This is a genomic window from Microcystis sp. M079S1, from assembly GCF_020246425.1.
In the GTDB taxonomy this organism is placed as follows: domain Bacteria; phylum Cyanobacteriota; class Cyanobacteriia; order Cyanobacteriales; family Microcystaceae; genus Microcystis; species Microcystis aeruginosa.
This window is the reverse complement of record NZ_JADBSZ010000012.1, coordinates 1-26,139: the sequence shown is the minus strand read 5'-3', so window position 1 is coordinate 26,139 and position 26,139 is coordinate 1. Positions and strand designations below refer to the sequence as shown.

At 45.5% G+C, this 26,139-nt stretch carries 26 protein-coding genes and 1 pseudogene; 7 read left to right on the top strand and 20 right to left on the bottom strand.

The window, feature by feature from the left end; translation table 11 throughout:
- Positions 1 to 300 precede the first annotated feature (300 nt).
- The 4 genes from IM456_RS00740 (at position 301) to IM456_RS00725 (ending at position 5,146) form a co-directional block, all read left to right on the top strand.
- Positions 301 to 1,266, top strand: a complete 966-nt coding sequence (locus IM456_RS00740; protein WP_287691310.1) for an exosortase-dependent surface protein XDP2 — start codon at positions 301 to 303, stop codon at positions 1,264 to 1,266.
- 160 nt (positions 1,267 to 1,426) lie between these two features.
- Positions 1,427 to 2,725, top strand: a complete 1,299-nt coding sequence (locus tag IM456_RS00735; protein WP_149986662.1) for an O-acetylhomoserine aminocarboxypropyltransferase/cysteine synthase family protein — start codon at positions 1,427 to 1,429, stop codon at positions 2,723 to 2,725.
- Between the two features lie 15 nt (positions 2,726 to 2,740).
- Positions 2,741 to 3,832 (top strand): homoserine O-acetyltransferase MetX, encoded by a 1,092-nt coding sequence (metX, locus tag IM456_RS00730; RefSeq protein ID WP_287691308.1) that lies wholly within the window; start codon positions 2,741 to 2,743, stop codon positions 3,830 to 3,832.
- 129 nt (positions 3,833 to 3,961) lie between these two features.
- The gene (locus tag IM456_RS00725) at positions 3,962 to 5,146 is read left to right on the top strand and encodes a DNA cytosine methyltransferase (RefSeq protein ID WP_052276021.1); all 1,185 of its coding nucleotides are present in this window, start codon (positions 3,962 to 3,964) and stop codon (positions 5,144 to 5,146) included.
- Here IM456_RS00725 and IM456_RS00720 read toward each other — a convergent pair.
- From IM456_RS00720 to cysK, 10 genes and pseudogenes are all read right to left on the bottom strand, one after another.
- Positions 5,112 to 6,017 carry a restriction endonuclease gene (locus tag IM456_RS00720; protein WP_149986665.1) on the bottom strand — a complete coding sequence of 302 codons (906 nt, stop codon included), beginning with the start codon at positions 6,015 to 6,017 and terminating at the stop codon, positions 5,112 to 5,114. The two genes, IM456_RS00725 and IM456_RS00720, sit on opposite strands and share 35 nt — an antisense overlap.
- Positions 5,986 to 6,261: a helix-turn-helix domain-containing protein gene (locus tag IM456_RS00715; protein WP_052278399.1), complete on the bottom strand. Its 276-nt coding sequence runs from the start codon at positions 6,259 to 6,261 to the stop codon at positions 5,986 to 5,988. Before IM456_RS00715 ends, IM456_RS00720 begins: the two co-directional genes overlap by 32 nt.
- A gap of 102 nt (positions 6,262 to 6,363) precedes the next feature.
- Complete coding sequence (locus IM456_RS00710) at positions 6,364 to 7,071, bottom strand: MBL fold metallo-hydrolase (RefSeq protein ID WP_253881179.1); 708 nt, start codon at positions 7,069 to 7,071, stop codon at positions 6,364 to 6,366.
- 963 nt (positions 7,072 to 8,034) lie between these two features.
- Positions 8,035 to 8,514 (bottom strand): annotated as a pseudogene (locus IM456_RS00705) (FAD/NAD(P)-binding protein); the annotation flags it as partial.
- A 326-nt stretch (positions 8,515 to 8,840) separates the two neighbouring features.
- Positions 8,841 to 9,479: a cadmium resistance transporter gene (locus IM456_RS00700; protein WP_287691306.1), complete on the bottom strand. Its 639-nt coding sequence runs from the start codon at positions 9,477 to 9,479 to the stop codon at positions 8,841 to 8,843.
- A gap of 30 nt (positions 9,480 to 9,509) precedes the next feature.
- Positions 9,510 to 10,085, bottom strand: coding sequence for a Crp/Fnr family transcriptional regulator (locus IM456_RS00695; protein ID WP_147070959.1), 576 nt, complete (start codon positions 10,083 to 10,085; stop codon positions 9,510 to 9,512).
- 158 nt (positions 10,086 to 10,243) lie between these two features.
- Entirely contained in the window at positions 10,244 to 10,918 is a 675-nt protein-coding gene (locus IM456_RS00690) for a hypothetical protein (RefSeq protein WP_147070956.1), read from the bottom strand.
- Between the two features lie 216 nt (positions 10,919 to 11,134).
- Complete coding sequence (locus tag IM456_RS00685; protein ID WP_002762685.1) at positions 11,135 to 11,671, bottom strand: MgtC/SapB family protein; 537 nt, start codon at positions 11,669 to 11,671, stop codon at positions 11,135 to 11,137.
- Between the two features lie 76 nt (positions 11,672 to 11,747).
- Positions 11,748 to 11,882, bottom strand: a complete 135-nt coding sequence (locus tag IM456_RS00680) for a hypothetical protein (protein ID WP_149986669.1) — start codon at positions 11,880 to 11,882, stop codon at positions 11,748 to 11,750.
- Between the two features lie 15 nt (positions 11,883 to 11,897).
- Entirely contained in the window at positions 11,898 to 12,845 is a 948-nt protein-coding gene (cysK, locus tag IM456_RS00675) for a cysteine synthase A (RefSeq protein ID WP_149986670.1), read from the bottom strand.
- Between the two features lie 666 nt (positions 12,846 to 13,511).
- On the opposite strand from cysK, the gene cpcB reads away from it, so the two are divergent.
- Complete coding sequence (cpcB, locus tag IM456_RS00670) at positions 13,512 to 14,030, top strand: C-phycocyanin subunit beta (RefSeq protein ID WP_002733930.1); 519 nt, start codon at positions 13,512 to 13,514, stop codon at positions 14,028 to 14,030.
- Positions 14,031 to 14,085: 55 nt separating this feature from the next.
- Positions 14,086 to 14,577 carry a C-phycocyanin subunit alpha gene (gene cpcA / locus IM456_RS00665; RefSeq protein ID WP_002762687.1) on the top strand — a complete coding sequence of 164 codons (492 nt, stop codon included), beginning with the start codon at positions 14,086 to 14,088 and terminating at the stop codon, positions 14,575 to 14,577.
- A 174-nt stretch (positions 14,578 to 14,751) separates the two neighbouring features.
- Here cpcA and IM456_RS00660 read toward each other — a convergent pair whose 3' ends face one another.
- The 10 genes from IM456_RS00660 to IM456_RS00615 all read right to left on the bottom strand — a co-directional run bounded on the left by IM456_RS00660 (position 14,752) and on the right by IM456_RS00615 (position 23,103).
- Positions 14,752 to 15,750 carry a sulfurtransferase gene (locus IM456_RS00660; RefSeq protein WP_149986671.1) on the bottom strand — a complete coding sequence of 333 codons (999 nt, stop codon included), beginning with the start codon at positions 15,748 to 15,750 and terminating at the stop codon, positions 14,752 to 14,754.
- A 360-nt stretch (positions 15,751 to 16,110) separates the two neighbouring features.
- Entirely contained in the window at positions 16,111 to 16,779 is a 669-nt protein-coding gene (locus IM456_RS00655; protein WP_149986672.1) for a phosphatase PAP2 family protein, read from the bottom strand.
- Positions 16,776 to 17,156 carry a DUF7980 family protein gene (locus IM456_RS00650; protein ID WP_147070946.1) on the bottom strand — a complete coding sequence of 127 codons (381 nt, stop codon included), beginning with the start codon at positions 17,154 to 17,156 and terminating at the stop codon, positions 16,776 to 16,778. Before IM456_RS00650 ends, IM456_RS00655 begins: the two co-directional genes overlap by 4 nt.
- A gap of 182 nt (positions 17,157 to 17,338) precedes the next feature.
- Positions 17,339 to 18,421: a sulfate ABC transporter substrate-binding protein gene (locus tag IM456_RS00645; protein WP_287691303.1), complete on the bottom strand. Its 1,083-nt coding sequence runs from the start codon at positions 18,419 to 18,421 to the stop codon at positions 17,339 to 17,341.
- 447 nt (positions 18,422 to 18,868) lie between these two features.
- The gene (locus IM456_RS00640) at positions 18,869 to 19,075 is read right to left on the bottom strand and encodes a hypothetical protein (RefSeq protein WP_287691301.1); all 207 of its coding nucleotides are present in this window, start codon (positions 19,073 to 19,075) and stop codon (positions 18,869 to 18,871) included.
- Positions 19,076 to 19,466: 391 nt separating this feature from the next.
- Positions 19,467 to 19,838, bottom strand: a complete 372-nt coding sequence (locus IM456_RS00635) for a clan AA aspartic protease (protein ID WP_149986674.1) — start codon at positions 19,836 to 19,838, stop codon at positions 19,467 to 19,469.
- Positions 19,835 to 20,110, bottom strand: a complete 276-nt coding sequence (locus tag IM456_RS00630) for a hypothetical protein (protein ID WP_002733756.1) — start codon at positions 20,108 to 20,110, stop codon at positions 19,835 to 19,837. The genes IM456_RS00635 and IM456_RS00630 overlap by 4 nt, the downstream gene beginning before the upstream one ends.
- 196 nt (positions 20,111 to 20,306) lie before the next feature.
- Positions 20,307 to 20,720 carry a type II toxin-antitoxin system VapC family toxin gene (locus tag IM456_RS00625; protein ID WP_002793821.1) on the bottom strand — a complete coding sequence of 138 codons (414 nt, stop codon included), beginning with the start codon at positions 20,718 to 20,720 and terminating at the stop codon, positions 20,307 to 20,309.
- Positions 20,721 to 20,843: 123 nt separating this feature from the next.
- The gene (locus IM456_RS00620; protein ID WP_287691298.1) at positions 20,844 to 21,089 is read right to left on the bottom strand and encodes an antitoxin family protein; all 246 of its coding nucleotides are present in this window, start codon (positions 21,087 to 21,089) and stop codon (positions 20,844 to 20,846) included.
- Positions 21,090 to 21,471: 382 nt separating this feature from the next.
- On the bottom strand, positions 21,472 to 23,103 hold the full coding sequence (locus IM456_RS00615; RefSeq protein WP_123230803.1) for a hypothetical protein: 1,632 nt from the start codon (positions 23,101 to 23,103) through the stop codon (positions 21,472 to 21,474).
- Positions 23,104 to 23,619: 516 nt separating this feature from the next.
- Here IM456_RS00615 and IM456_RS00610 point away from each other — a divergent pair.
- The gene (locus IM456_RS00610) at positions 23,620 to 25,950 is read left to right on the top strand and encodes a heavy metal translocating P-type ATPase (RefSeq protein ID WP_287691311.1); all 2,331 of its coding nucleotides are present in this window, start codon (positions 23,620 to 23,622) and stop codon (positions 25,948 to 25,950) included.
- Positions 25,951 to 26,139: the final 189 nt, after the last annotated feature.

Sequence of the window (26,139 nt, the reverse complement as noted above, 5' to 3'; positions counted from 1 at the left end):
TAACCCTTATATAGAAAGGCATTTAGCGATTTTTGTCAATTGTTTTTGCTCTAGAGCGAACTAATCAATTAAGTCTCTTGCCAGATAAGGATTTAGTCGATTTATGCCCCCCTATCGAACCATAACAAATAACGAAGAGCCCAATTACCTTAACACAATCTAGTTTCGGCATAAAAGATATTTTGTATAAAGGATATCTCGATAAATTGACTCACAAAAATGGCTATGGTAGAACCCTAAATACAGTAAACGGATAAGCCTACTGTACTTAATTCCATTCCCTAACGAGGTCATTTATCGATGAGTCATCTTTTCAGGCAGTCGCGCCACCTCGCCGCTCTTTTCAAAATCGCCGCCACAACCACCGGAGTGGCCTTAGCTCTAACGACTGGAACACCCGCGCGCGCGGCGGGTTTTCTCCCCTTTTCCTTTCAAACCAACGTTACCGCGAGTCCGGACCTAACCGGAAATCCTAATCTTCTCAACGATCCCACTAGAGATGTCCGTCTCGATTCGGTGGTTTTCAACGGTTTAACGGTCAGTCAGTTTGATCTGGTCAATGCGGGTCGGTTTATCCGCAACGATACCGCCGACGTTACCGTGGGGGGAGTCACATATACTAACGGAATTCTCCATGCGGGTCACGGACCGAACACGACTAGCGATCCCCTGGTCGGGGAGGGTCCAGCGAAACCGAACCCCACCGATGCGGATATCGCCGCCAGTTTGGGCAATTTAAACCTGAATAGTCTCCTTGTAACCCGTGAGAACGCCGATACTGCAATTATCGAGGTTTCTTTCCTCCGACCGGTGAATACGTTCTTTTTCTGGGAACGGGGGGGAACGCCGGGGGGAACCGTTGCGGGGGATAGCGATTTACTGGTGGAAGCGCTCGCGGACGATGGAACGACGGTCTTAGCCAGTTATAAAATTTTACGCGCGAACTACACGAAAGCGGACTATAACATCAGCACGATCGTTCCTCCCGTCCTCAACAACGGCCCGTTCAATATTGGTTCGATCGGGATTCGGCTCGACGGTATCCGCGCGCGAACTCTGCGCTTAACTAGCGAGCGCAATAACGATCCCCAACGTTTGAACGGAGTCGGCGATAACGGGCCAGATTTCAAAGTAATCGCCGCCGATGTCAAGGTTCCCGAACCTAATGTCGTGTTCGCCACCCTACTCGCAGGAAGTCTTGGAATCTTTGTGAAACGAGGCAAGGATCGTTCTACTCGAAGTAGGATAGGAAGTGAATGCTTTTAATGCTGTTTAAATGCTATCGACCAGCGAACTGTCATTCATGAAAAAATAGCGATAAATGGGTTAAAACCCTCTATTTATCCATTATTAAGGAGATAATCACCCTTTTTCCTCGATCGCACAGATCGAGGAATTTATCCTTTATTTTCGTCCGTAAGTGCCTATGTCTGACCGTTACCGTTTCGAGACGCTACAAGTACACGCCGGCCAGGAACCTGCCCCCGGAACCAACGCCCGCGCCGTTCCCATCTATCAAACCACTTCCTACGTTTTCAACGATGCCGACCACGGGGCGCGACTGTTTGCCCTACAAGAGTTCGGCAACATCTACACCAGGATCATGAACCCGACCACCGATGTCTTCGAGAAGCGGATCGCGGCTTTAGAAGGAGGCGCAGCGGCCCTGGCCACCTCTAGCGGTCAGGCGGCGCAATTTCTAGCGATCGCTAATATTGCCGGTGCGGGGGATAATATCGTTTCCACTAGCTACCTCTACGGCGGAACCTATAATCAGTTCAAAGTCTCCTTACCACGTTTAGGAATAAATGTCAAGTTCGTCGATGGCGATGAGGCCGAGGCTTTTCGAGCGGCGATCGATGATCGCACCAAAGCCTTATACGTCGAGACGATCGGCAATCCCCGATTTAATATTCCCGATTTTGCCGCCCTGGCCCATATCGCCCACGAGAACGGCATTCCCCTCATCGTCGATAATACCTTCGGTTGCGGCGGCTATCTCTGTCGCCCGATCGAACAGGGCGCGGATATCGTGGTGCAATCGGCGACCAAATGGATCGGCGGTCACGGCACTTCCATCGGCGGAGTAATCGTCGATTCGGGTAAATTCGACTGGGGAAACGGCAAATTTACCCAGTTTACCGAACCGGCACCGGGTTATCACGGGTTGAATTTCTACGAGGTGTTCGGACCGTCTGGACCCTTGGGCAATATCGCCTTTATTATCCGGGCGCGGGTGGAGGGATTGCGGGATTTTGGGCCCGCCTTGAGTCCGTTTAACGCATTTTTACTGCTACAGGGATTGGAAACCCTCTCCCTACGGGTCGATCGTCATGTATCCAACGCCTTGGCCTTGGCGAACTGGCTCAAAGAACAGCCACAGGTGGAATGGGTGGATTATCCCGGATTACCGGAACATCCTTACCACGAACGGGCGAAGAAGTACCTAAAACACGGCTTCGGCGGGGTTTTAGCCTTCGGGGTTCGGGGCGGTTTCGAGGCCGGGCGGAATTTTATCAACCGGGTGAAACTGGCCAGCCATCTTGCCAACGTGGGCGACGCAAAAACCCTGGTTATCCATCCCGCCTCGACGACTCACCAGCAGTTAAACGAAGAAGAACAGCGATCGGCGGGAGTAACGCCCGAATTAATCCGCGTTTCCGTGGGTTTGGAACATATTGACGATATTATCGAGGATTTCCAGCAAACTTTCCAGAGTTTATAACCAACCACCCCGCCCATGGATCGCCTAGACTTGATCTCCCCGGAAACCCGTTTCTATTCCCCACCGCATCCTTTTGTTCTCGAATCGGGGGCGGTTCTCGAAAGGGTGCGGATCGCCTATCGAACCTGGGGAATTTTGAATAACAAGCGGGATAACGGGGTTATTGTCTGTCATGCCTTCACGGGATGGGCCGACGTGGAAGCTTGGTGGGAACCTTTGTTAGGAACCGGACGCGTTCTCGATCCGACCCGCGATTTTATTGTCTGTAGCAATATTCTCGGCAGTTGCTACGGGACGACCGGCCCCACTTCGATCGATCCCCGTACCAGTAAACCCTACGGCCCGACTTTCCCGGAGATCACCATTCGGGATCTGGTTCACCTGCAAGGGGTGTTGATGGACGCATTGGGGATCGAGTCTTTGCGATTGGTGATCGGGGGATCCTTGGGAGGGATGCAGGTTTTGGAGTGGGCGCTACTGTACCCGGAGAGGACGCGCTCGATCGCTGTCATCGCCGCTTCGGGACGACATTCGGCCTGGTGTATCGCGCTGGGAGAGGCTCAAAGGGGAGCGATCTATGCCGATCCCCATTGGCAAGGGGGAAATTATGCGCTCGATCGCCCTCCGGCCCGGGGTTTATCGGCGGCCCGGATGATGGCGATGACTACCTACCGATCGCACGCCAGTTTCGAGTCCCGTTTCGGCCGCGAGTACGGGGAGGGGGGAGAGTTTACGATCGCCCGCTATTTAGAATATCAGGGGAAAAAGTTAGTCGAACGTTTTGACGCTAATGCTTATATCACCTTAAGTAGGGCGATGGATCGTCATGATGTCACGCGGACGGGAAAAAGTTACGAATCAGTCCTACAGTCGATTCAACAACCGACGGCGATCGTGGCGATCGATTCGGATCTTCTTTATCCTCCCGTGGAACAAGAGGAGTTGGCGAAATATATCCCCAATTCTGAATTATTTTGGTTGCGATCGCCGCACGGTCACGACGCATTTTTAATGGATGGTGATATGGATGCGTTGAATGATCTTCTCGTGACTTTCGGGAATGGCTGGGAAATGGGAAATGGTCCCCGGTTGGGGATGGTGGGGTAGAGAGCGATCGGGGATTGATGACGACTAGGTTAAAAGTAGCTTGACTTTGTTACTCTACCTTCCATAGGCGTGACTTGATTTTTTGTGGACGATGTGTCACAATAAACCATATATATTCAAGTCAGAGCAATGTCAGAACTTCAATTATCATTATTCCCTCAAAATAATCAAGATATTGAAAAGACGAAAAAAGTCAAATTAGGACGTTATGAAAAAATTCAACGGGAACTACTGACCATCAAGCGTGATTTACATCAAGTTTTTGTGGATGTTAATTGTCCGATCGCTCCTCATCTAACTTATAACTTCATTGATTTATTTTGTGGTGCTGGTGGCATAACTCAAGGTTTAGTTCAGGCAAATTTTCATCCAGCAGCAAGTGTTGAAATCAATCCTGTCGCTTCATTAACACATCGGTACAACTTCCCACAATGCCATCATTTCTGTGGTGATATTCATGACTTTCAAGCAGAGAAATGGCTTATCTTGGCAGGCTCACCCGATATACATTTAGTGGTTGGAGGTCCGCCGTGTCAGGGTTTTTCGGTCGCTGGTAAACGAGATCCCAATGATCCTCGAAATCAATTATTTAAAGAGTTTATAAGAGTGGTTTCTGAAATTCAGCCTTGGTATGTCGTCATGGAAAATGTGCCAGGGATTCTCACGATGCAAAAAGGCAAGGTGAAAGAAACTATCTTAGAAGAGTTTGAATCGATCGGTTATTCTAATATTTCGATCGCTATTCTTGAATCTGCCGCTTATGGAATTCCTCAAATTAGACCGAGAGCAATTTTTATAGCTAATAGATTCGATCTACCTAATCCTTATCCTCAACCTCAATTACTACCTCATCAATATATTCCGATAGAGTCGGCTATTTCCGATTTACCTGCTTACACGCCTATTCCCGAAATTAATCATGAATGGACACGCCATTCCTCGAAGTATATGGAACGGATCGCACGAGTACCCCCCGGTGGTTCTCTCTATGAAACCTACGTTGATGCTTTTAAGCGCCAGTATCCAGGCAAACCGAGTATGACCATCAAAGAAAATCATGGAGGTACACATATTCATCCCCATCTTAATCGAGTTATTTCCGCCCGTGAAATGGCCAGACTTCAATCTTTCCCCGATTCGTTTATTTTTGAGGGAACCATGAAAAAAGCTATGTGGCAAATTGGTAATGCGGTTCCCCCACGTTTAGCCGAATGTATCGGATACGCTTTAATTCCTTATCTCAACAAAGTTGCTTTACAGCTAGAGCAAGAATCGCAGATTAATCAGAATTTAAATCCGATAGCTTGCGGTTGAGAGCAATTCTCCATTTCTGCAAATCATACCATCCACAGCCACTACACCCTACTTCCGCCGCTTTTCCACTTTTTGGAATGGTATCCGGCCATTTTTTATCACCCTCATAATAGTATTGAATACCGAAGGGATAGCCCCGATCCCCTGTTTGGTAGCATTTACGGCAGACTTCACGCTTCTGTAAATTGCGCTGATTCGTCAAAAGTTGAAATTGTTCTCGAATCTCCGTATCGGCCAAATGCTCTAATGAATCTCGTCTCGTATCGTTTCCCCAACGAATTTCTGGAAATTTATGGTCGGGTAACAGATTATCTTTCCCTACAGTCTTACCCTCGTAAGCATCATAACCACCGAGCAGATCAATGATTTTCTTTCGTAGGGATGACGACCATACTTCGTATCCAGATATTCCACCACGAGGTAGAGGAACAAGTATAATATGCGTTTTCTTGGAACCACAAGTCGGGCATTTTTTTGATGTATGAGTTGCGATCGTATATCCCATTTCTTTTAAATCTTGAATCCTTCTAGCCCAATTCGGATTCGGGGGTAATTGACAAGCAACACAAGTCCATTTAAAAGTGATAAGTACATCAAAGAATGATTTTGTTACTTCCGCTTCTTTCTGTAACCAGAAGACCTCTTGTTCTTGTCTCCACTTCGGATAATTACTCGGATGACAGTATAGAAAAGCTTGCTGAAGATATTCTTCGATTGCCGAAGATTCGGCCAGATCTACGCCAGTACGTCTATACTCAACTGGAATCGCGCCTTCCCAAATCGTACCGTCATCATATCGAAAAGTAACATCTATGTAACTTTCGGAAGCTTTTGAGTGTCTACGTTGTCCGTGTTGTACGATCTTTTCCATTGGTTTGATTAACTTTGTTTTCCAAGCCTTCTAATAGATTGGAGACATTGAGGTTCATTCCGTTCGCCAGACTAACAAGAGCGGTTACAGAAGGATTGCGAATCCCGCGCTCGATGCCAGAAATATATGTTCTATCTAGATTCGAGCGTGTCGCTAGTTCTTCTTGGGAAATACCTAGATTTTCTCTGTGTTGTCTTACTAACGAACCCAACGCTTTTAAAATTTTTGCCTTGTTTTCGTCCATAGCTCTATCCTGACCGAACATAGACGATGAGTCCACGGACGATCTGTCACATTCCGAGCGAAGCACTAGAAATCGAGCGGCTTTTGAGTATCGCTTGCCCGTTTATATCTGATAATCCATGACGAAAACCACCTTACCACCCCGTGCGTTGGCACTTAAGGCAGCGGTCATCTTCTTGGGATAGGGGAGATTGAGATTATTCATTAACTGAATAAAATCCTCACGATTGCGGCCAGCGAAACGGGGATTCCAGCGCTTTTCCTCACCGATCGAGGAGACCGTTCTTCCCAGATAATCGTGACAGGGATAAACAAGCGTATCGTCGGGGAGGGTGAATAACTTCTCCGTCACCGTCCTGTATAGTACTTCCGGCGAACCGTTCTGAAAATCGGTACGACCGCAACCGCGAATTAAGAGTGCATCCCCCGTTAATAGGCGTTTTTCATCGATGAGATAGGCTATATGACTATCGGTGTGGCCTGGAGTAGCGATCGCTTTTAGCTGCTGACCTGCCACGGTCCAGAGGTCGCCATCGCGCACATAACCATCGATATCGCTCACTTCCGCGTTTTCGGGAACGAGGATCGAACAGTTGGTTAACTCGCGTAATCGGTGCGCTCCGGTGATATGGTCGGCGTGGACATGGGTTTCCATGGTGTAGCCTAGAGTTAACCCCAACTGCCAAAGAATCTGCCGATCGCGATCGACCTGTTCCAGGACCGGATCGATTAAAATCGCCTCCCCCGTACCCGAATCAGCGATCAGATAGGTGTAGGTACTCGATTCCCTATCGAAAAGCTGGCGGAAAATCGGCGCTGCCGGCCCGAATGCGATCGAGTAGGCCGTGGGGAGAGAAATTCTCTCTTTCAGCGATCGCAACAAATCCCGGGCCAGTTCGGCCGCCTGTAAACGCAGTTCGGGAATGGCGGTGGTTTCCCAGAGATCGCCTTTGCGGGGATTTCCCAAGCTGTACAGCGTGTTCGATGCCGTACCGTCTGGCCTGAGAATCGCCCCGTTGTCCGCGGTTTCGATGCCACAATTCAAAGGATGGAGACGGATTAACCCCCGTTGGCGAAGATGAACGACGAGGGGATCGGTTATGGTCGCGTAATCGTTACCCGCGCCGGTACAGTTAATAATTCGATCGATCGTTAGGTTTAAGAGGTTTCCCGTCCCCCGTTGACGGATAGTAACCTCTACACAGCCGTTTTTATCCTCGGCAGTTTCAATTCTTCCCCCATGATAGGTTAATTGTCCCGATTCTACGGCCTCATCGAGGATACTGGCGATCTCGTCGGCGAGGCGATGGCGAAGAACCTCCCAATAGGCTTTCAGGTGGCGTAGAAATCTGGCGCGTTCCGCTATCGGCAGACAATGCCATAGACCTTGAGATATCGGGCGTAAGGCGTTTAAAACGGCCCGCCAGTCGTGACCTCGACTCTCGGCGGTTTTTACCTCCGCGCGAATTCGCCGTAGGAGTCCCCGGGTGGTCTGGGGTGCGGTTTCGAGGGTGAGGAACGGGGGATAGGGATCGGTGGGGCGGTGCGATCGGGGGATCAGGCCATGACGGGAAACCGCGTGGATTTTGCCCGTGAATCCCCTTTGTGCCAGGGAAACCACCATATCCACCATCGTTAACCCCGTACCGACGAGCAGAATCGTCCCGTCGGGTTTTAGCTCGGCGAGTGTGTCCGTCTCCCAAGCGTCGCGGAGATAGGGGGAATTGAGGGACGCGAGGGGTTGGGGAACCGTTGCGGGAAAATTGCCCAGCGCCAGAACTACTTTAGCGGCGCTGATTTTCTTGCCTCCTTTGAGGGTAATTGTCGCCTTTTCCCCGTCGAGTGCCAGATCGATCGCCGCATCGGTAAATGTCTCCAGACGGTGATCGGCAATGGCGTTGTCCCGCGCTTCTTCTAGGATCGATCGGATGTATTTGCCGTACACTAGACGCGGGACGAAGCTGGCCGGATCGATCGATCGATAGCCGTTATCTGCTAACCAGTGGAGGAAATGTTCGGGATCGTCCTCGAAGGCGCTCATTTTGCCCGCAGGAATATTGAGCAGGTGGCCGCTGTCTCGCGTTCCGTAGGCGATCCCCGTACCGAGGGGTTTTCGGCGCTCGATCAGGGCGATCGATAATGGAGTCCCCGTGTCGCGTAACAGGTTCGCCGTCACGAGGGAACCACTAAATCCTCCCCCGATAATGGCGATGTCGAAAGTTGCAGAAAATTGATTCCGGTCAATGTAGCTCATAGATCACTATCGGGGAGGGAATTAGGGGTATGGTAAGGGTGTCCTTGGGGAGAAAAGAAGCGTTTGGTTGAGCATTTAGGTTATCAATAGGCGATGCCCATTTGTTGAAAAATAGTATTAACTCGCCAATGTCGGTTTTTGCAGGAAGCTTCGGCCGCTATCTGTTGTTTTTTAATTCTCATAACAAATCCTTTTATAACTTTTCAAGAGAACGTAGGTTGGGTTGAAGCATGAAACCCAACGCCTGCTCATGTTACGCTACCGCTAACCCATCCTACAAATAATTTTACCTCCCTACTTAAAAGACGATTTTTAGGCATTCTTGGTTAAGACATTAAAAATAAACGATAGGATTTGCTGTCAATTAAGATATAAATCCCTAGAATAATATAGATAAAAGGACTAATTTTATGTCCGTAGTTTGTAACCACTTTAGCTATCCTGGGATGGGTAATCAAAAAATAGGCTAGGGCGCACCAAATCCCCATCATGAGATAAAAAATTATCATGATAATTAAGACGTGCATCGGGGAATTATTGGCAAAAAGAGAGGTATAGATACCAATATTATCACCGCCGTTAGCCACGGTCACGGCAGCGATGTAATAGGTTTGGGAGGGAAAACGAGGAACAAAGGAGCGATTTTTAGAATAATTAACATCTTCTCTTACTTCTTGAATGTAATCCTCATTTTCCCTTGACAAAAGTTGTTTAATGCCGATAATCAAAGGAATAAATCCTAATAGACCAATCCATTCTTTAGAAACCAGTAACCCAAATAGTAAACCGAGGGAACTAGCTAGGAGAATGAGGGTAAAACCGAGGTATTGACCAATAATCAGGTGTCGAGGTCGAAAATTAGCATTAAGTCGCGAGAAAAACAACATTAGCACCATCAGATCATCGAGATTTGTGGCTACAAAACTCGTCACGCTAGTAATTAAAAGGGCTACTAACCAATTCATAGATTGAAAAAAGAGATAATCCTTCCCATTCTAAATCTCGTAGTGCCAGATTTCCTCCTCTCGTAAAAGAAGACGATGGACGGGAAGACGTTCCACGGCCCCTTGTTGTTCAAGATGATTAAGTGCGCGGGTAATTGTGACTCTAGTGGTTCCCAATAAGTCAGCGATATCCTGATGAGTTAGACGCACATCAATTAATTGTCCGGTACCGGTTTGTTTACCAAATTGATTGCCTAACCATGACAGTAATTTCACAACCATAACATCAGTACGTTTGTAGCTACGAATAATACTTAGCTCTTGTGCTTGCTGAAGATGAGACAGCAGAATTTCTGCCATTTGATAACTCTCAACTGTGGAAAAGGAAACTGCTTGTACAGGAGTGATGCACTCAACTTGATAGGGATTGACTCTCTCTAGGGTTTTACCGACAAAACTGCCAGGTCCCCACAATCCCAAGACGATCAGGGTTCCATCTTCTAACCAGGTGGAGGTTTTCACGACTCCACTCTCGATTTTCCAGAAATTAGGGTTTCTGAGGGGCAAAATTGCCCGATTATCAAAGTGCCAGCGATGGGGGGTTGGTGGTTGATAGGTAAGCGTCATGATTGATAATTAATTTTGATTAGGTACTTAGCTAGTCAAAAGCACAAGGCCGTCGAGAAAGGAGCTTTTTAGACGAGTTAAGGTTTTTTTGAAGAATTTTGGGGTAAAAACGATAATTACCCCAAAAAAGACCGATTGTATGCCCTTGCAAGCCCTATTTATTTCGGGGTGCTAGTCTTCTCCAGTTCCGTTGTGGCCGAGGAGATCAGTTCTTGCCAAGCTCGATCGCTTTCCTGTAGAGTCTGTTTAACCGCGTCGATGGTCTTTTCCACGCGAGTTTTCAGGAAAGGGGAAGCACTGTCTTTGAGTCGTTCGGTGTCGTCGGCTAAGATATCGATCGTCTCGGAGGTATTAACGAGGCTATTTTCTAGGGTAATAAGGTTGTTTTGCAGGGTTTCACTGAGTTTAGCCCCAGATTTGGTCAATTTTTTCGTCAATTTACTCACTTTTTCCCCTAGATCGTCAATATTATCCGCTAAGTCCTCTAGGTTGTCCTGTTGAGCTTCGATAATCTTCTTGTCGAGAGAAGGAGCGGCTAGTTGAGCCTTTAGGTCATCGATAGCCGATTTTGTCGCTTGGATGGCTTTTTCATAGGCAATTTGGGCATCTTCCAGAATTTTTGGGCTAGAAACCTCATTTTTTTTCTTGACCGGTTCAACCACGGTGCCACCCGTTGCCGTTGCACGGTCGATGACGGCCAACTGTTCGGGGAGTAGCGGCAAGGCGATCGCATTTCCCCTTCCCCCTAGGAGCAAAGTGACAGTTAAGAGGAAAATCAGCAGCCGGAAAACTTGATTTTTGAGGCTTTGAAAGCTCTTATTTCGGTTGATCATAGTTGAATTTTCTCCTGTTTAGAAAAGTGGTTACTCTGTCTAAATATTATCACATAAAATTTTTGTTTTGTATTTGTTTATAATAAATTTTATGAAAAATTTATTATATTTTTTTGACCAATAAATTGCAGAAAAAACATAATCTTTTCGAGGTAAAAGCCAGTAAATAAAAGCTTTTGCCCTCTCAAAAAAAATTAATTTTTATCACTTTTTTTATTAATGAGATGCTGAATTATCCGATGGATTTATTTCTTGATTAATCGTAGATATTTTCTTACGACCTTTAATATATTTGCCTAAAGATTTATTTTTCTTAAGTCGTTTAATGCCACTTAAAGTGCACAGAGAGAATAGAGTTCCCACCAGAACCATCTGCCATAAACCGCAACCAGAAGCCGCGCCTAATCCTGCCGCTAACCAGATAGTCGCCGCCGAAGTCAAACCTTTCACTTGTACCTTATTTAGTTCCCGATGGGATTGTTGTAGGATGATTCCCGCCCCTAAAAAACCGACACCAGAAGCGACCCCTTGAATAGTGCGACTGAGAGCATTAGAAGACGCATAACCCACATCTCCTTCCGCTTGTAGGGGAATCATCACGAACATGGCAGCCCCGAGACTAACGATGATAAAAGTTCTCAATCCAGCCGGACGACCGCCTCGCTGTCGGTTATAACCAATCAGACAGCCGACGGCCATAGCCATACTGAGCCGAAAAATAATCGTTTGCCAATCTTCCGAGTCAAAAAACATTGTTTAACCCATCAAATGAGATAAAAACTTCGCCTAACCAATCAAAGCCCTTTCCAGATCCCGCTTTAAATCGTTCCTATTCTCGATCCCGATCGATAATCCTAGTAAAGCCGGTGTTATAGGTGGAAGTGAGATCAATGGGAACCGTTACCGCACCATGGCTAGAGTCTGGTTCTTGCCCCCCATGAATTGCCCTCGTTGCAAATTCCATCAATTTATTTTCCTATTAGTCGATATCTTCGAGGTCTTTAAACAGGGCCGTGCTGAGGTAACGTTCCCCGAAACTAGGCTGAATCATGACGATTAATTTATCTTCGTTTTCGGGTCTTTTGCCCACCTGAATCGCCGCCCATAAAGCGGCCCCGGCCGAGATGCCCGATAGTAGTCCCTCCTGACGAGCTAACCGTCGCGCGTAGGCGAAAGCCTCTGTATCATCGACGACAATCACCTCATCGATTAATTCCGGTCGGAAAATTGCCGGGATAAAACCGGCGCCGATGCCTTGGATTTTGTGCGGCCCCGGTTGTCCCCCCGATAAGACGGGACTATTAGAGGGTTCAACTGCGATCGCTTGAAATTGGGGACGACGGGGTTTAATGGTTTCGGCAATACCGGTAATGGTTCCCCCGGTTCCCACGCCACCGATAACGATATCTACCAGGCCGTCGGTATCGGCCCAGATTTCCTCGGCGGTGGTTTCCCGGTGAATTTTCGGGTTGGCCGGGTTGCGGAACTGTTGCAAACTATAGGCGTTGGGGGTATTTTCGACTATTTCCTCAGCCCGGGCGATCGCTCCTTTCATGCCTTGGCTACCCGGGGTTAATTCTAATTGCGCCCCGTAAGCTTTTAACATCGCCCGTCGTTCTAAACTCATGGTTTCGGGCATAGTCAGGACTAGGCGATAGCCTTTGGCCGCCGCTACCATGGCCAGGGCGATGCCGGTATTACCTGAAGTGGGTTCCACCAGAATTGTTTTATCGGGGTGAATTAGTCCGGCGGCTTCAGCGTCCTCCACCATACTGACCCCGATGCGATCCTTAACCGAGGCGGCGGGGTTCATACTTTCCAGTTTGACGACGATGCGGGCTTTTACTCCCTCTGCCACTGGGATTCGATTCAGTTGAACTAGGGGAGTCCGTCCTACCAATTGGGTGATGTCTCTTGCGATCGGCATAATCCCACTTGCTTTGTATTTGTTGACTATTTTTGATTATATATGTATTTAAGATGTTTTACAATACTTTTTAAGTCGGAGTACACTGCAAAATGCTGGTGTTGGCACCTCTGATCACAACGTCGGCGGGGATCCCTGTCGATTTTTTTGCCTTGCCACTTTTTTTGTATATCGAAGCACAATCGGCAAAATTGTCTTGGGAAATTTATCTCAATTTAGTTAATTATTATTAGTATATAAAAGCACATTTGTTTAAACAACTTAAAGGAATTATTAGAGAGATGAAAAGAGCGATACTTTTTCTTAGTATCGGGTTACACATTTAAGAAAGTTTTCTGAGATTTATCCTAAAAAATTATTTTTTTGCTGTTTTTTTAAGAAACAATTTTTAATAAATAAAAGTAGGAAAATGGTCTATAAAATAATTCATGGCAAAAACGAAGTCTGTCTAGGAGCGTCAATAAACGCTAAATTCAATTAACAAGAATTGTTCCTCGATATACAAAAAAATCTGGCCAAGGGAGAGTAAAATTTTTTCAAGGACGATAGTATAGTCCCAAGAAAAAAACTCCTAGATACTTTATCGGAAAAAATAAAGAAAAGCCAGAGCAATCAACCTCGATATTTTGCCGAAACCAATCATCATTATAGGAGATGAAAACTATGGTGTTAGATGCCTTTGCCAAAGTCGTTTCTCAGGCCGATACCCGCGGGGAATACCTGAGCGAGAATCAAGTCAATGCCCTAATTGCCTTCGTCAAAGATGGTAATAAACGCGTGGATGTGGTCAATCGTCTTTCCAGTAATTCTTCTGCGATCGTTACCGATGCCGCGCGTAGTTTGTTTTCAGAACAGCCCGTTTTAGTTGCCCCCGGTGGCAACGCCTATACCAACCGTCGTGCCGCCGCCTGCTTGCGGGATTTGGAAATTATCCTGCGCTACGTTACCTATGCCACCTTCACCGGCGATGCCAGCATCCTCGATGATCGCGCCTTGAACGGTCTCCGGGAAACCTACGTCGCCCTGGGAGTTCCGGGAGCTTCTGTTGCGGCCGGAATTCTCAAGCTCAAGGACGCTTCCCTTGCCCTAGCGGCCGATCCCAACGGTATCACTCGCGGGGATTGCAGTTCTTTACTAGCAGAAGTCGCTTCTTACTTCGATCGAGCGGCGGCGGCAGTTTCCTGATGCTGTGACTTTCTTATCTCAATCCGATTAAACTTTTGTAGGAGCAATTCCATCCATGACCAAAACACCTTTAACCGAAGCGGTAGCTACTGCCGATTCCCAAGGCCGTTTTCTCAGCAGTGCTGAATTACAAGTAGCGTTCGGTCGTTTCCGTCAGGCCGCCATCACCCTAGAAGCGGTAAAAATCCTCGCCCAAAAAGCCCCCAGTTTAGCCCAAGAAGCAGCCAACGCTGTCTATCAAAAATTTCCCTACACCACCCAACTCCAGGGGCCGAACTATGCCTACGATGAGCGAGGGAAATCCAAGTGCGTTCGTGATATCGGCTACTATATCCGGATTATCACCTATGCGCTCGTGGTAGGCGGTACAGGCCCGATCGATGAATATCTAGTCGCCGGTTTGAGTGAAATTAATAGCGCCTTTGAGCTATCTCCTAGTTGGTATATCGAAGCCTTAAAATACATCAAAACCAATCACGGATTAACTGGGGATGCTGCTGTAGAAGCTAATTCCTACATTGATTATGTGATCAACGCCCTTAGCTAATTCCCGTCAACTTTACGTCAACATAAGCTCAAATCTCCTAAATTCACCTCGGGATGAGCGCCGAGGTTTTTTTGCGTCCGTCTAACTTAGCCCTACTCGCGACCCTACCCCAACAAAAAAACCATCTTGGGCAAGATGGTTAAACACAACGAGTATAAACCGACAAACTTGACTTCAGACCGCTTTTTCTGGCCCAGTAGCGACGGGCAGATCCGTGGTACTGTACTCTGTCCAAGAACCCTCATAAATTCGCACCTTGGGATAACCGAGCAGATGTTTGAGGACAACATACTGTAAAGTCGCTTCCCGTCCCGTACTGCAACTGACAATAATATTATCCGAGGGCTTGATGTTGCGTTGGGCAAGAATCTTCCTGATTTCGTCTAAAGATTTCAATTTATGGGGATTTTTCAGAGATTCATCGGGATTATTCGCTTCCGTAAAAGTCGGCCAGGGTATATTTTTCGCCCCCGGAATATGACCATTTCTCAGCCAGATATCCTGTTTCCCCTGAAAAAGTTCTTCGGGTCTAGGATCGATAAAAACCACATCGGGTTTGCCGATCAATTTCTCTACTTCTGCCAAAGTCACCCGAATCGAGGGATTATCACGGACAGTAAAGCTCCCGGGTTGATATTTAGGGAATTCTTTCGTTACCTTCTGTTCAGAACCCTTATAACCCTTAAAACCCCCATCTAAGACGGCCACATCTCGGAAACCCGATCGCTCTAATAAATAGGCGACCATGGTTGCCCCCAAGACATCGCGACCATCGGAATATACTACCACTCGATCGCCATTAGTGATTCCCGCGGCGGCAAAGAGACTGCCAATTTTATCCTCTTGCCAATATTGAACCGGTAAAAATCCGTTTGGACCACGAAAATTATTGTCGGCTATATTCACCGCTTTCGGTAAATGACCGGTGATATATTCCAAAGGATTAATCCGCACATCGAGAATTTTTAACTTCGGATCGTTGAGATTTTGTGCTACCCACGCCGGCGATACAAAGTCTATCTTAGTCTCAGATTTAGACGTGGCCATCAGGGGCGATGACGGGGCTAAGGTAAAGGTTAAAATGCAGAGGAGAACTAAAGTGAAAAAAGCAAGGGGACGGCTGTGAAACCGTCCCAGGGATAGACCCTTCCCTTGACGCAGTTTTGGTTTCATGATTCAGTGTCAGCGACGAGTATCAAACGATAATTACTATAGGGCTTTGATTAGCTTTCTCCAAAAATTTAGGTATAACGTGATATTTTTTTTGGCAGCAAGTCGGTCAACTAATTAGGGTTTGCTAAAAAAGTTTGTTGGTGGGGTTAGGAGTCAGGAGTCAGTAGTCAGGAGGGGAAGTCAGAATAACAGAATAACCTCGCACACTGAGAAGCGGAACCCTTTGCAATCGCCTCCGGAAAGTGCAAGGGTTTTGAGTCCCTCGGATCGATTTCTCAACGTTTGTCTCTGGCACTTTTCTTGACAACAAAAGTCCCTAAACCGTTTTCTAGCAAAGCTTTCACTGATATTCAGCCAACCCTAATTATTAATTTCCTCTTGGGTGTTGATCGCCTTGGGTGTCTCTAATAACTGTTGCCACCAGATATGAACTAGGAAAGACCAAGCGCTCGCTAAAAGCCAAGAGGCAAGGATATCACTAGGAAAGTGAACTCCTAAATAAAGACGAGTCCAAGCAATAACCAAGACGAAGGGAATCCCCAGTAAAACCACCCCTAAAAACCAGCGCGTTCTCCAAGATAGGATCAGTAAAGAAACGACTAACAGGGAACTAAATAAAGTATGGCCGCTAGGGAAGGAAAAATCGTGGGGTAAGGGATAAAATAACTCCCAAAATTGCGGGCGATTCCGACGAAAAAGAATCTTGAGATTATAACTAATTGCCCAACCTCCCGCCATGGTTACAAGGAGATAAGCGAACCCATACCAGTATTTTTTTAGGGCAAAAATCAGCAGTGAAATTGTCAGTATCGGGGCCACTCCCCAATAAGTGCCTAATCCCGTTAGTTTTATCGCCAAAAAATTTAGGTTTAAATTAGCGGTTTGATGAATAGATAGCATCAGGGATTTTTCCCACGCAAATCCTTGCGGCTGCTGGCGAATAGCGATCGCTAAATCAGTAAAAGTTAGCGATGTTAACAAGATAACCAAGAAAATTAAGCTATTGTTTAAGTAAGTTTTGGGAATCACGGGGAAAAAGTGGCGATCGAGGATAACAGGGGCATTTCTAATACCTGAAAATGAATTAGGCCCAGAATAACTAAAGTGTAAACTGTCGAGGAAAGTAATCCATTTCTTAATTCTTTTTGCCAATTGCGTTCTTCTTTCTCTCCACCAATTAATTCTTTCGTCCCGAATTGCATTAGCAGAATTCCCACAAGATTGGATAACCAATAACCAACCATGGCCGCTGGTAGAAAAAAATCGGCGTGCAAGCAAGCAATTAAACGACCGAAACCGTAGGCGATCGGCAGATTAAAAATTAGATCGTTCCACCAACACAGGGGCGATAATAAGTAACCAATCAATACCAAGCTTCCGTTTTTGATTTTGTCAAGTAGATACATCTTTTTTTTTTAGTTACTAACTATCATCTTTGTTTTTTTTTGCCATCAGCTATCTAAGTAAGTAGGTGTTGAAAATTGTCAGATACCCCCCTTATTAAGGGGGGATTAAGGGGGGATTAAGGGGGGATTAAGGGGGGATCAATTAATCAGAACCACTTACTTAGCTGACGGCTCACTACTAATTAACGCTGGATTTGGTCAAAAATCGCCCCATCAGCGAAGAATTTTTTCTGGATCGCATCCCAACTACCAACCGCAGTATAGGGGAAAAGATTCGAAACTTTTGGGTATTGTTTACTAAACTCTTTAGCCACATTAGCATTAACGGGACGGAAACCCACCTTGGCGAATTCCCGCTGCGCTTCCGGAGTAAAGAGAAATTGGGCAAAAGCCGTCGCTACTTCCCGGGTTTTGCGTTTATCAACTATTTTATCCACTACGGCCACGGGCGGATCGATCGAAACATTGACCGCAGGAATAGTATAGGAAAAACCGGTTTCCCCTTTTTGACGGGCCAAAATTACCTCGTTTTCGTAGTTAAGCAGCACATCCCCCTGATCCTGTTTAAAGAAGACATCGCTGGCTTCCCGGGCATCTTTGGGTAGTACAGGCACGTTTTTATAGACATTGCGGACGAAATTGGTCGCTTGTGTTTCATTTCCGCCGGTCCGAGTTACCGATCCCCACAGGGCCAGAAAATTCCACCGGGCCACCCCAGAGGTTTTCGGGTTGGCAGTGATGACTTTAATCCCCGATTTGGCTAGATCTGGCCAGTTGCGGATTCCTTTGGGATTGCCCTGACGAGTAACTAAAGCTACCACGGAACGAGTGGCGATGGCGTTATTGGGGAGTTCTTTCTGCCAACCGGGGTTAACTAAACCCGCTTTTTGCAAGCGTTCCACGTCGGAACCGATAGCCAAATTTACCACATCTGCATCTAATCCGTCGATAACAGCGCGGGTTTGGGAACCAGAGCCGCCATAACTCTGTTTAATCACCACATCCTGTTTTTTCTCTCTTTTCCATTTGTTGACGAATAGAGGGATGATTTTTGAGTAGGCCGATTGAGTCACCGCGTAGGAAACCAGGGTGATTTCCACGGTTTGTTGTTTAGCTTGCTGTTTATCCGCAGCTGCCAGCAGCTTACTCGATGCTGATAGGGGACTAGAAGCTAGTCCGATTCCCGTTGTGACGACGGCAGCCGTAGCTAGAGAAATAAAGGGTAAGAGGGTTTTCGGTTTTGGGGATCTAGGATCAGGGATCACGATGTCATCGGCTCCTTTGTTTATTTATGGGAGATTGCTAGGTATTTTCTCTGAGATTGTATTTTATATGAAATAAAAAACAATTACAATACATCGAAGAAAAAATTATACGCTCTTAGTTAGGTTATATGCAAATAAATCAAGCCATTAATGGCTTGATTAGCTGAAAAAAGTGTAAATATTCGATTTATACGGCTTAAATGTGCCTTTAAATCTGCCTGAAGTCTATTTATGCTTCCAGAATAGAGATTTTATCGTTTTTATGGAGAAGAAATAATTTTTTAGCACTCAAAAACCTCTCCCTAGGTGGGTTCACCGGTGAGGTTAGCGGACCTTAGCAACTATTACCCTAAAATTGAAGCGGTCTAACGACTTCAATCAATAAGCAGGGTGCGTCCCCAAAAATCCTGCATTAGGGAACGCACCCTACAGCGGTAGCCATCCCACTTATTGACCTCGCCCTGGCTTACAGTCGGCAAAACTTAATGCCTCTGTGTCTAAAAAACTGGCGATCGCCATCTCAAGAATCGCTTCAACGGGATAATCAATTTCAGTAGCGCGAGCAATCAAAGCATCCTGAATCCATTCTGGTAAGCGTCTTAAAATAATTTCTGCATCAGTGGACGAGATTTGCTCTGAAAGTTTCGCTCGCATGGGTTAGGACTCCAGCATGAATTTGAACATTATAGGGTGGCTCAGTCGCTCTCAAAATGATCGCATCTAATTCTAATAGTAGCGCAGGGTTTTTCGAGTAAGGTATTGTCTGCACTGCAATTCGTATAGTCATTTCAATTAAGATTGAGAATATCAATGCCAGAGTCCATAAGAGTTTAACTGGTCTAGAGTGTATCAGACTTATCTGAAATGATTATAGATTGTCGGTTGTCGAACTGATCATGCCACAGAAAAAGATGCTTTACATTTCATTAACGCACTGCTAGGCAGTGCCTTCGGCATCGCACTGTCAGGAATTTAGAAATTTGGTATAAGTAGTCTAATCATAGGTCGGGTGCAGTGATTTGTTAGACATTTTTCTAACTAGGGACTATGACAAAGGTTTAATTGTCACTAATCCCCCAGCAAAACCCTGAATATTCAAATCATAGCCATCAAGTAAACCCATACCAACTAATGGATCTGTCTCTGACTCATTGATTTCAATAGATTTGATCTGACCATCCCAGATCACAGTTGCCTCAAATACGTTAAACATACAGAGGCTTCCATCGCCCAAGATTCCCTCTTCTTGCATATACCACGTTAATCCTAGTGTTGTAATGATAGCAGAAGGCAACGTGAGAAATCCAGTGTAACCAGTGTCAATAACTGCTTTAATCGCTTGCCTCTGGTGATTTTCGCCTAGCACTACGAATTGAATAATTGCTTCTCGGCGCGAATTGACGCTCCCCATCATCATGGCGACACACTGGGGGAACGAAAGCCAAAACGATGGACGGCACGATGTCCAATGCGAATACCAAATATTTGTGCATCAGGAAAACGTATTAACAGTTGTTTAGCAGCTGTTAGGCTGTCGTCAGCCACTTCAAAAGCCCCTGTTTCGATGTCTATTGCTACAATCTTCCCATGATTCCCTTCCTCGATTTGGGAGCGTACCTGAGACTCATAGACTTCGTGTCCACGTCGGGCAAATTCTTCTTTGCTGTAGCGGGGTTGTCGAACTGTCATTGAAGCGACCCTGTGGCAACTTTTGCCCCTCTATTTTAACCTAAACATTGGCAATCTTCCCTAACATTCCTCAACTGGGCCCACAAGAGCAGCACCGCACCTAACCTCACAGCTTCAATCAATGTGCATGGTGCGTTCCCCAAAATCTATTGGCAGCGGGTTCATTAGACCTAGTTTTCATCAGCGTGTAAAGTGATTAGTCCTTTAACAATGCTCTAAACCCCGCTTGTTGAAAATGGGTATCGGCAGTTAGTGCGTCAGTGATTCCTCGATCCTGCATCACGATGAATGACATACAGTCCACCAACCCCCATTCTTTGTCTTCTCGTTGCTTAAACAAATTGAATGCTAACCTGTATAGGCTATTGGTTAATAAAATGACTTGAACGCTGGGATCGGTTTCGAGGGATTCTAAAAGTTGGATTGCCGCCGCTCTGTATCTTTGCTTAGAAAGTGCATTACCTATTTCTAGCAAGATCGCCTGAGTTGTTACTAGACGGGTTTTGTTAGTCTCAATTTGATTAGCAAGCTGAACAGCCCGTAGATGATTTCGATCGGTGACGGAAGATAACGCGATCGCAAAAGATGTATCTAAAAAAACTTCAGTCATTAGACCTCTTGCAAAAGTCTTAAGTCGATCCTTGTACAGCAACATTTTTGAAGATTATCAACTACTAATAAATAATTAACTGAAAGTCCCTCCCATTATTGTTTCTATCGTTTGTTTTCGGATTTATGCAAGAGGTCTATTATGGTCAATGGTTTCACCAGACAAATATTGGTCAATTTTTTCTGACCAATCAGGTTCACCCTGTAATTTCAAAGACTGAGCAGTTTCCAGAAACGTTTTAGGTGGTTTTACTTCATTGGGTAAAACACTTTCAATGATAATTGTCACCCTCGTGCCTGCGGCTAGGTTTAAGGGTTCTTCCAGTTGAAGGGCTGTCCCATCAAATACGGCTTCGAGTGCTTGAGGCATTATTTTCTAACTGCTGAGGACTGTCTATCTATGTTCATTATAGCCCGCCCCTTACCGGACAAGATCAGTGTACTGCTAGGCCGTGCCTTCGTAATCGCACTTAGACTCACCGCTTCAATCAATGAGCATGGTGCGTTCTCAAAAATCCTACATTAGGGAACGCACCCTACGGCTGAAACAGTCCAGTCAGCGTAACGCACGAATTTTGAACATTAGATAAGGTGCGTTACATTTCATTAACGCACCCTACAAGATATCTTGACTGGTTTTTCAAAAACGTCAAACCTTTGCAACACCGCCAAAATCCCTCGTCAGTCCGCTCCAGCCAGGTTGTTATGCAGCGCAGCTAACAAATAAGAGAAATTAATATAGCTTCAACGCATCATCTGTAAATGAAACGCTTTAGAAAAAGAACTATAAATATAATAAGCATGGCTGAAATACCAACCAAGAAAAGTTCAGCCCAGTTCCCATTTGATGGCAACCACAACGAAAGAGCTTTCCAAAAAGGGCTGACTATTGATTTGGCAAAAGATGCAGAGGCAATTAATCCAAGTATCGTCAAAAAAACTCTAAAATTATCACCTTGTTTAGACTCAATAAACTTAATTTCACTCTCTAGAATTGACAGATTTTCAGAAATTTGACTTTGCATTGCTTCTAGATTCATTTGTTCCCACCCTTTAGAGAGTAAGTCTCTAACCTCATCATAAGGAGTTGTTTCAATCATTTTTGATTTTAATTCAGCAAGATCTCTTCTGATAGCTAGGATATCTGGATATTCTTTCAGTGTTTTTGACTTTTCAATAAGGCTTTTATAAAGAATGAAGCCATATTCAAGTAATTCAACTTGAACTTGATGTTCGTATATCAAATTACCTCTATTAATATCCATCCATTGTTCTTGATTCTCAAGTCCACTTTTAGACCAAACCCACAACGTTACCGCCGATGTAATATAAGCTGCATAGTCTTCAAATTTACGTGAATTTGGAGGTAAGTAGATCGAAAAATCACCGCTTGCTTCTGGAACACGCGCTAGTATTCGACCAAAAAATTCCTTATTTGACTCCTCATTTCTAGAAGAAGCATCTAGCTGATTACTATGCCGAACTAAATGTATATGAGGTCTACCGCTCCAATACTCCCCTATTTCTGGCATTTTTGGAACTCCTTTTATTAATAGTTCAATAGAAGAAATAGGGCTTTTAACAACAAATCCTACAATGGTAAATAATGTCTGTGTTATAGATGTAATAGTCTCTTTTCTGTCTGTACCGAAAAGTGGCGCTACCTCAAATTCAAAATCGCCAGACTCAACCTTTCGTGATAAAGCCCGAAGTGTTTTTTTCTGTTTCTTCTTTTTCTCCAAAAGATCGAGTCTTTGAAATATATTAATTTTGGGGTTTGAGTAATATTGATAAGCCTCCGGAGCTAAAACACTAATGGCAGTTGGCACTATGGCAAAATCATAGTCATATTGCTGTATGTTGACATAGTTGCGAATAAAATCACTAATCTCAACAGAATCATCTGGAGATATCATACGAAGCTCGATAAGCAGAACACCACTTTGATACAGAACAATAACTGGATAAAGACTAGTAATTCTCTCTTCTTTCTTTACTAGACGAATTGGTTGTAGAAAAGCCCTAAGATGTGGCGTTGGAAGTTCTCTACCTTGAGAAATTTGTCGGGCTTCACCATACAAAAACTGTACTCCAATCAGCCAAGTCTCGCGTGCGTACCGAGTGAAGTCTCTTACTTCTACAGAATTCGCATTGAATTCAGCAGAAAACTTCTTTAAATCACCTGATAACTCAAGGACAGTTTTGCCTGAAACAACACCATTATCGGTTCGACAAAAAGTTTCGCCGCTTGATATTATGCAGCAATCTGCAATTTCAGATTCAACTAGTAATTTAGCTACGGTTTCTAGATTATTTATGTGGGCTTTAAGGTAAGTTGAGAATGTATACCATATTTCCCATTCTTCAAGGTAGAACGAATCCATGCATAATCAACCGTTTAAAGGTACCTTAATCTTAAACTACAACAGATAAGCCTCAAGCTGACGCTTTATTCAGAAATTGAAGCTGTATAACTATATACTATACGGAAATTTTCCGTATATCACGCCAAATACGCATTTTTTTAAGAATCTTTCCGTATATTACGCTCAAATGGAGCGATCGCAAGAAGTTTTCCGTATAATATTACGATAAGCGTGTTATGCCGATTAGCGTACTCTGTGATGAACCCTCCCCCACTGATTTGTTCAAAGTTTTCTCGTTGTGCGACTGTCAGATAAACTTTATCTCGCCTACCTCTTCCCATGATTGATGTCCTCAGTTGAGCTTATCTATTGCCCTATTTTAGCTGTGTCAGTCCACTACCAGATCGGCTACCTGAAATTTCAGCTATCTGTAATGAAATTTCATCTATCTGTAACCCTACAGGCCAAAATAGTTTAAAAATCCGTCGATAATTTCTAGGATAGAAGTAAAGACCATCCTTGCCTACTTTTTCTATGATCCTAGCCGCCGAAACTGGACTAAAAACCGCTACTCTAGACGTAAAAGGCATGAAATGCGCTGGCTGTGTTAGTGCCGTAGAACGACAACTCAGCCAAAATCAAGGGGTAAAATCGGCCCAAGTTAATCTAATCACGGAAATTGCCGTGATTGAATACCAACCAGATGCGATCGCACCAGAGCAGTTAGCCGCAAAATTAACCGCGATTGGATTCCCCTCCCAACCGCGCAGCTCATCGACTCCCCTTTCTCAACAAAATCAACGGCTGCAAAACCAACAAAAAGAACGGCAACAACAATTATACCGATTAGCGATCGCTTGTTTTTTACTGGTTTTTTCCCTGATTGGTCACTTACACCACATCGGGGGACCAGAAATCCCCATCTTTCAAAGTATTGCTTTTCACTGGACTTTAGCCACCCTAGCCATTTTATTCCCCGGCCGCGATATTTTCATCGATGGTTGGCGGGGATTACGGCACGGAATGCCAAATATGAACACTCTCGTTAGTTTAGGCACAGGTAGCGCCTATATAGCCAGTTGTTTGGCTCTTATCTTCCCTAATCTCGGTCTAGAGTGCTTTTTCGATGAACCGGTCATGCTGTTAGGGTTTATTCTCCTCGGACGGACTCTAGAAGCGCATTCCCGTCATCGCGCAGCCGCAGACCTAGAAGCGCTTACCTCCCTACAACCGGCAGTGGCTCACCTGATTGGTAGTACAGATGACCGTGTGGGCGTGGCCATTCCCGTGGAACAGCTGCGCGTCGGGGAATGGGTGCGCGTCTTACCCGGAGAAAAAATTCCCGTGGATGGGGAGATTATTCAGGGAAGAACCACGGTAGATGAAGCTTTGTTAACGGGGGAATCGCTGCCGGTGGTCAAGGAAATGGGAGATCTAGTCATTGCCGGCAGTTTCAATCTCTCTGGTGCGATCGCCGTGCAAACTCGTCAGGTGGGGACCGATACCACCCTAGCTAAGATTATCGCAGCCGTGGAATCAGCCCAAACTCGCAAGGCCCCGGTGCAGAAGATAGCGGACCGGGTAGCGGGTTATTTTGCCTACGGAGTCATGATAATTGCCCTAATTGTGCTGCTCTTTTGGTATTTTTGGGGAACTAGGCTCTTTCCAGAGGTGTTAGGGTCAACCACAGGACACCACGAGATGATTCAACCCACTTCTCCCCTACTTTTGTCCCTAAAATTAGCGATTTCTGTGCTTGTGGTCGCTTGTCCCTGCGCTCTCGGTTTAGCCACACCGACGGCCCTACTGGTGGGAACCAGTTTAGCAGCCGAACGGGGCATTTTAATTAAAGGGGGCGATGTTTTGGAAACCGTCTCGCAACTGCAAACGGTGGTTTTTGACAAAACGGGAACCCTCAGTCAAGGTCATCCAGAAATTACCGATTGTTTGAGTTTTTCTGAGCTTAATTCCCTGGAAATTCAACAATTAGCCGCAGTAGTGGAGAGTGGTACTAATCATCCCCTCGCTCGGGCGATTTTAGACGCGGTTACTCTTCCTACTAACCTGACGGGGGAAGATTTTCAAACTGTGGCCGGATTGGGAGTTTCTGCAAGGGTGCAGGGGTCGAAAATTGTTCTAGGAAATCGGCAATGGTTGGCGCAGAACGGCATTAAAATCGATGAAACTATCTGGGGGATTCAAGAGCTTTTACAAGCGGGTAAAACGGTGATTTATCTAGGTATGGAAGAACAATTACTCGGCGCGATCGCTTTTCAGGATCGATTACGTCCCGATGCTCAAACAACCGTTAATCAGTTGCAAAAACTCGGTTTAGAGGTGATTTTACTCAGTGGCGATCGCCAAGAAGCGGTGACAGCGATCGCTAATAGTTTGGGTATTAGCCAATTTTATGCCGAAGTTGCCCCCACCGAAAAATCCGCCTTAATTGCCGACCTACAGACAAAAGAGGGCAAAATCGTGGCTATGGTCGGGGATGGTATCAATGATGCTCCCGCACTAGGACAGGCTAACATCGGTATTGCTCTGGCCGGTGGCACAGAAGTGGCCATGGAAACGGCTGGGATCGTTTTAATTAGCGATCGCCTGGAGGATGTGGTGCAATCTCTGCATTTAAGTCTCGTCACATGGCAAAAAATCCGACAAAATCTTTTTTGGGCTTTGGGTTATAATACCTTTGCTATTCCCATTGCCGGTGGTTTATTACTGCCCCGTTGGGGTCTAGCTTTCAGTCCGGCCCTAGCAGCAGCTTTGATGGCTTTTAGTTCGGTTATGGTAGTGAGTAATTCCTTGCTTTTACGTCGTCAATTTCCCCCGCTCAAATCGACGCAGGAAGAGAATAGATAATCAGTTTTTAATAACTGGATTTAGTATAATTCTCCCTCTCTGCTGCTCCTATCCATTAGTCACATCTTTCTTAACATAAAATTTGACAAAAAGAGAAAAGTGTGCCAGATGGCTCAAGGGGGTTCTATGGGGGAACTAATTTGATGAGATAGTTTCCAAGTCTCGCTGATATCATGTAACCTTCGCAGT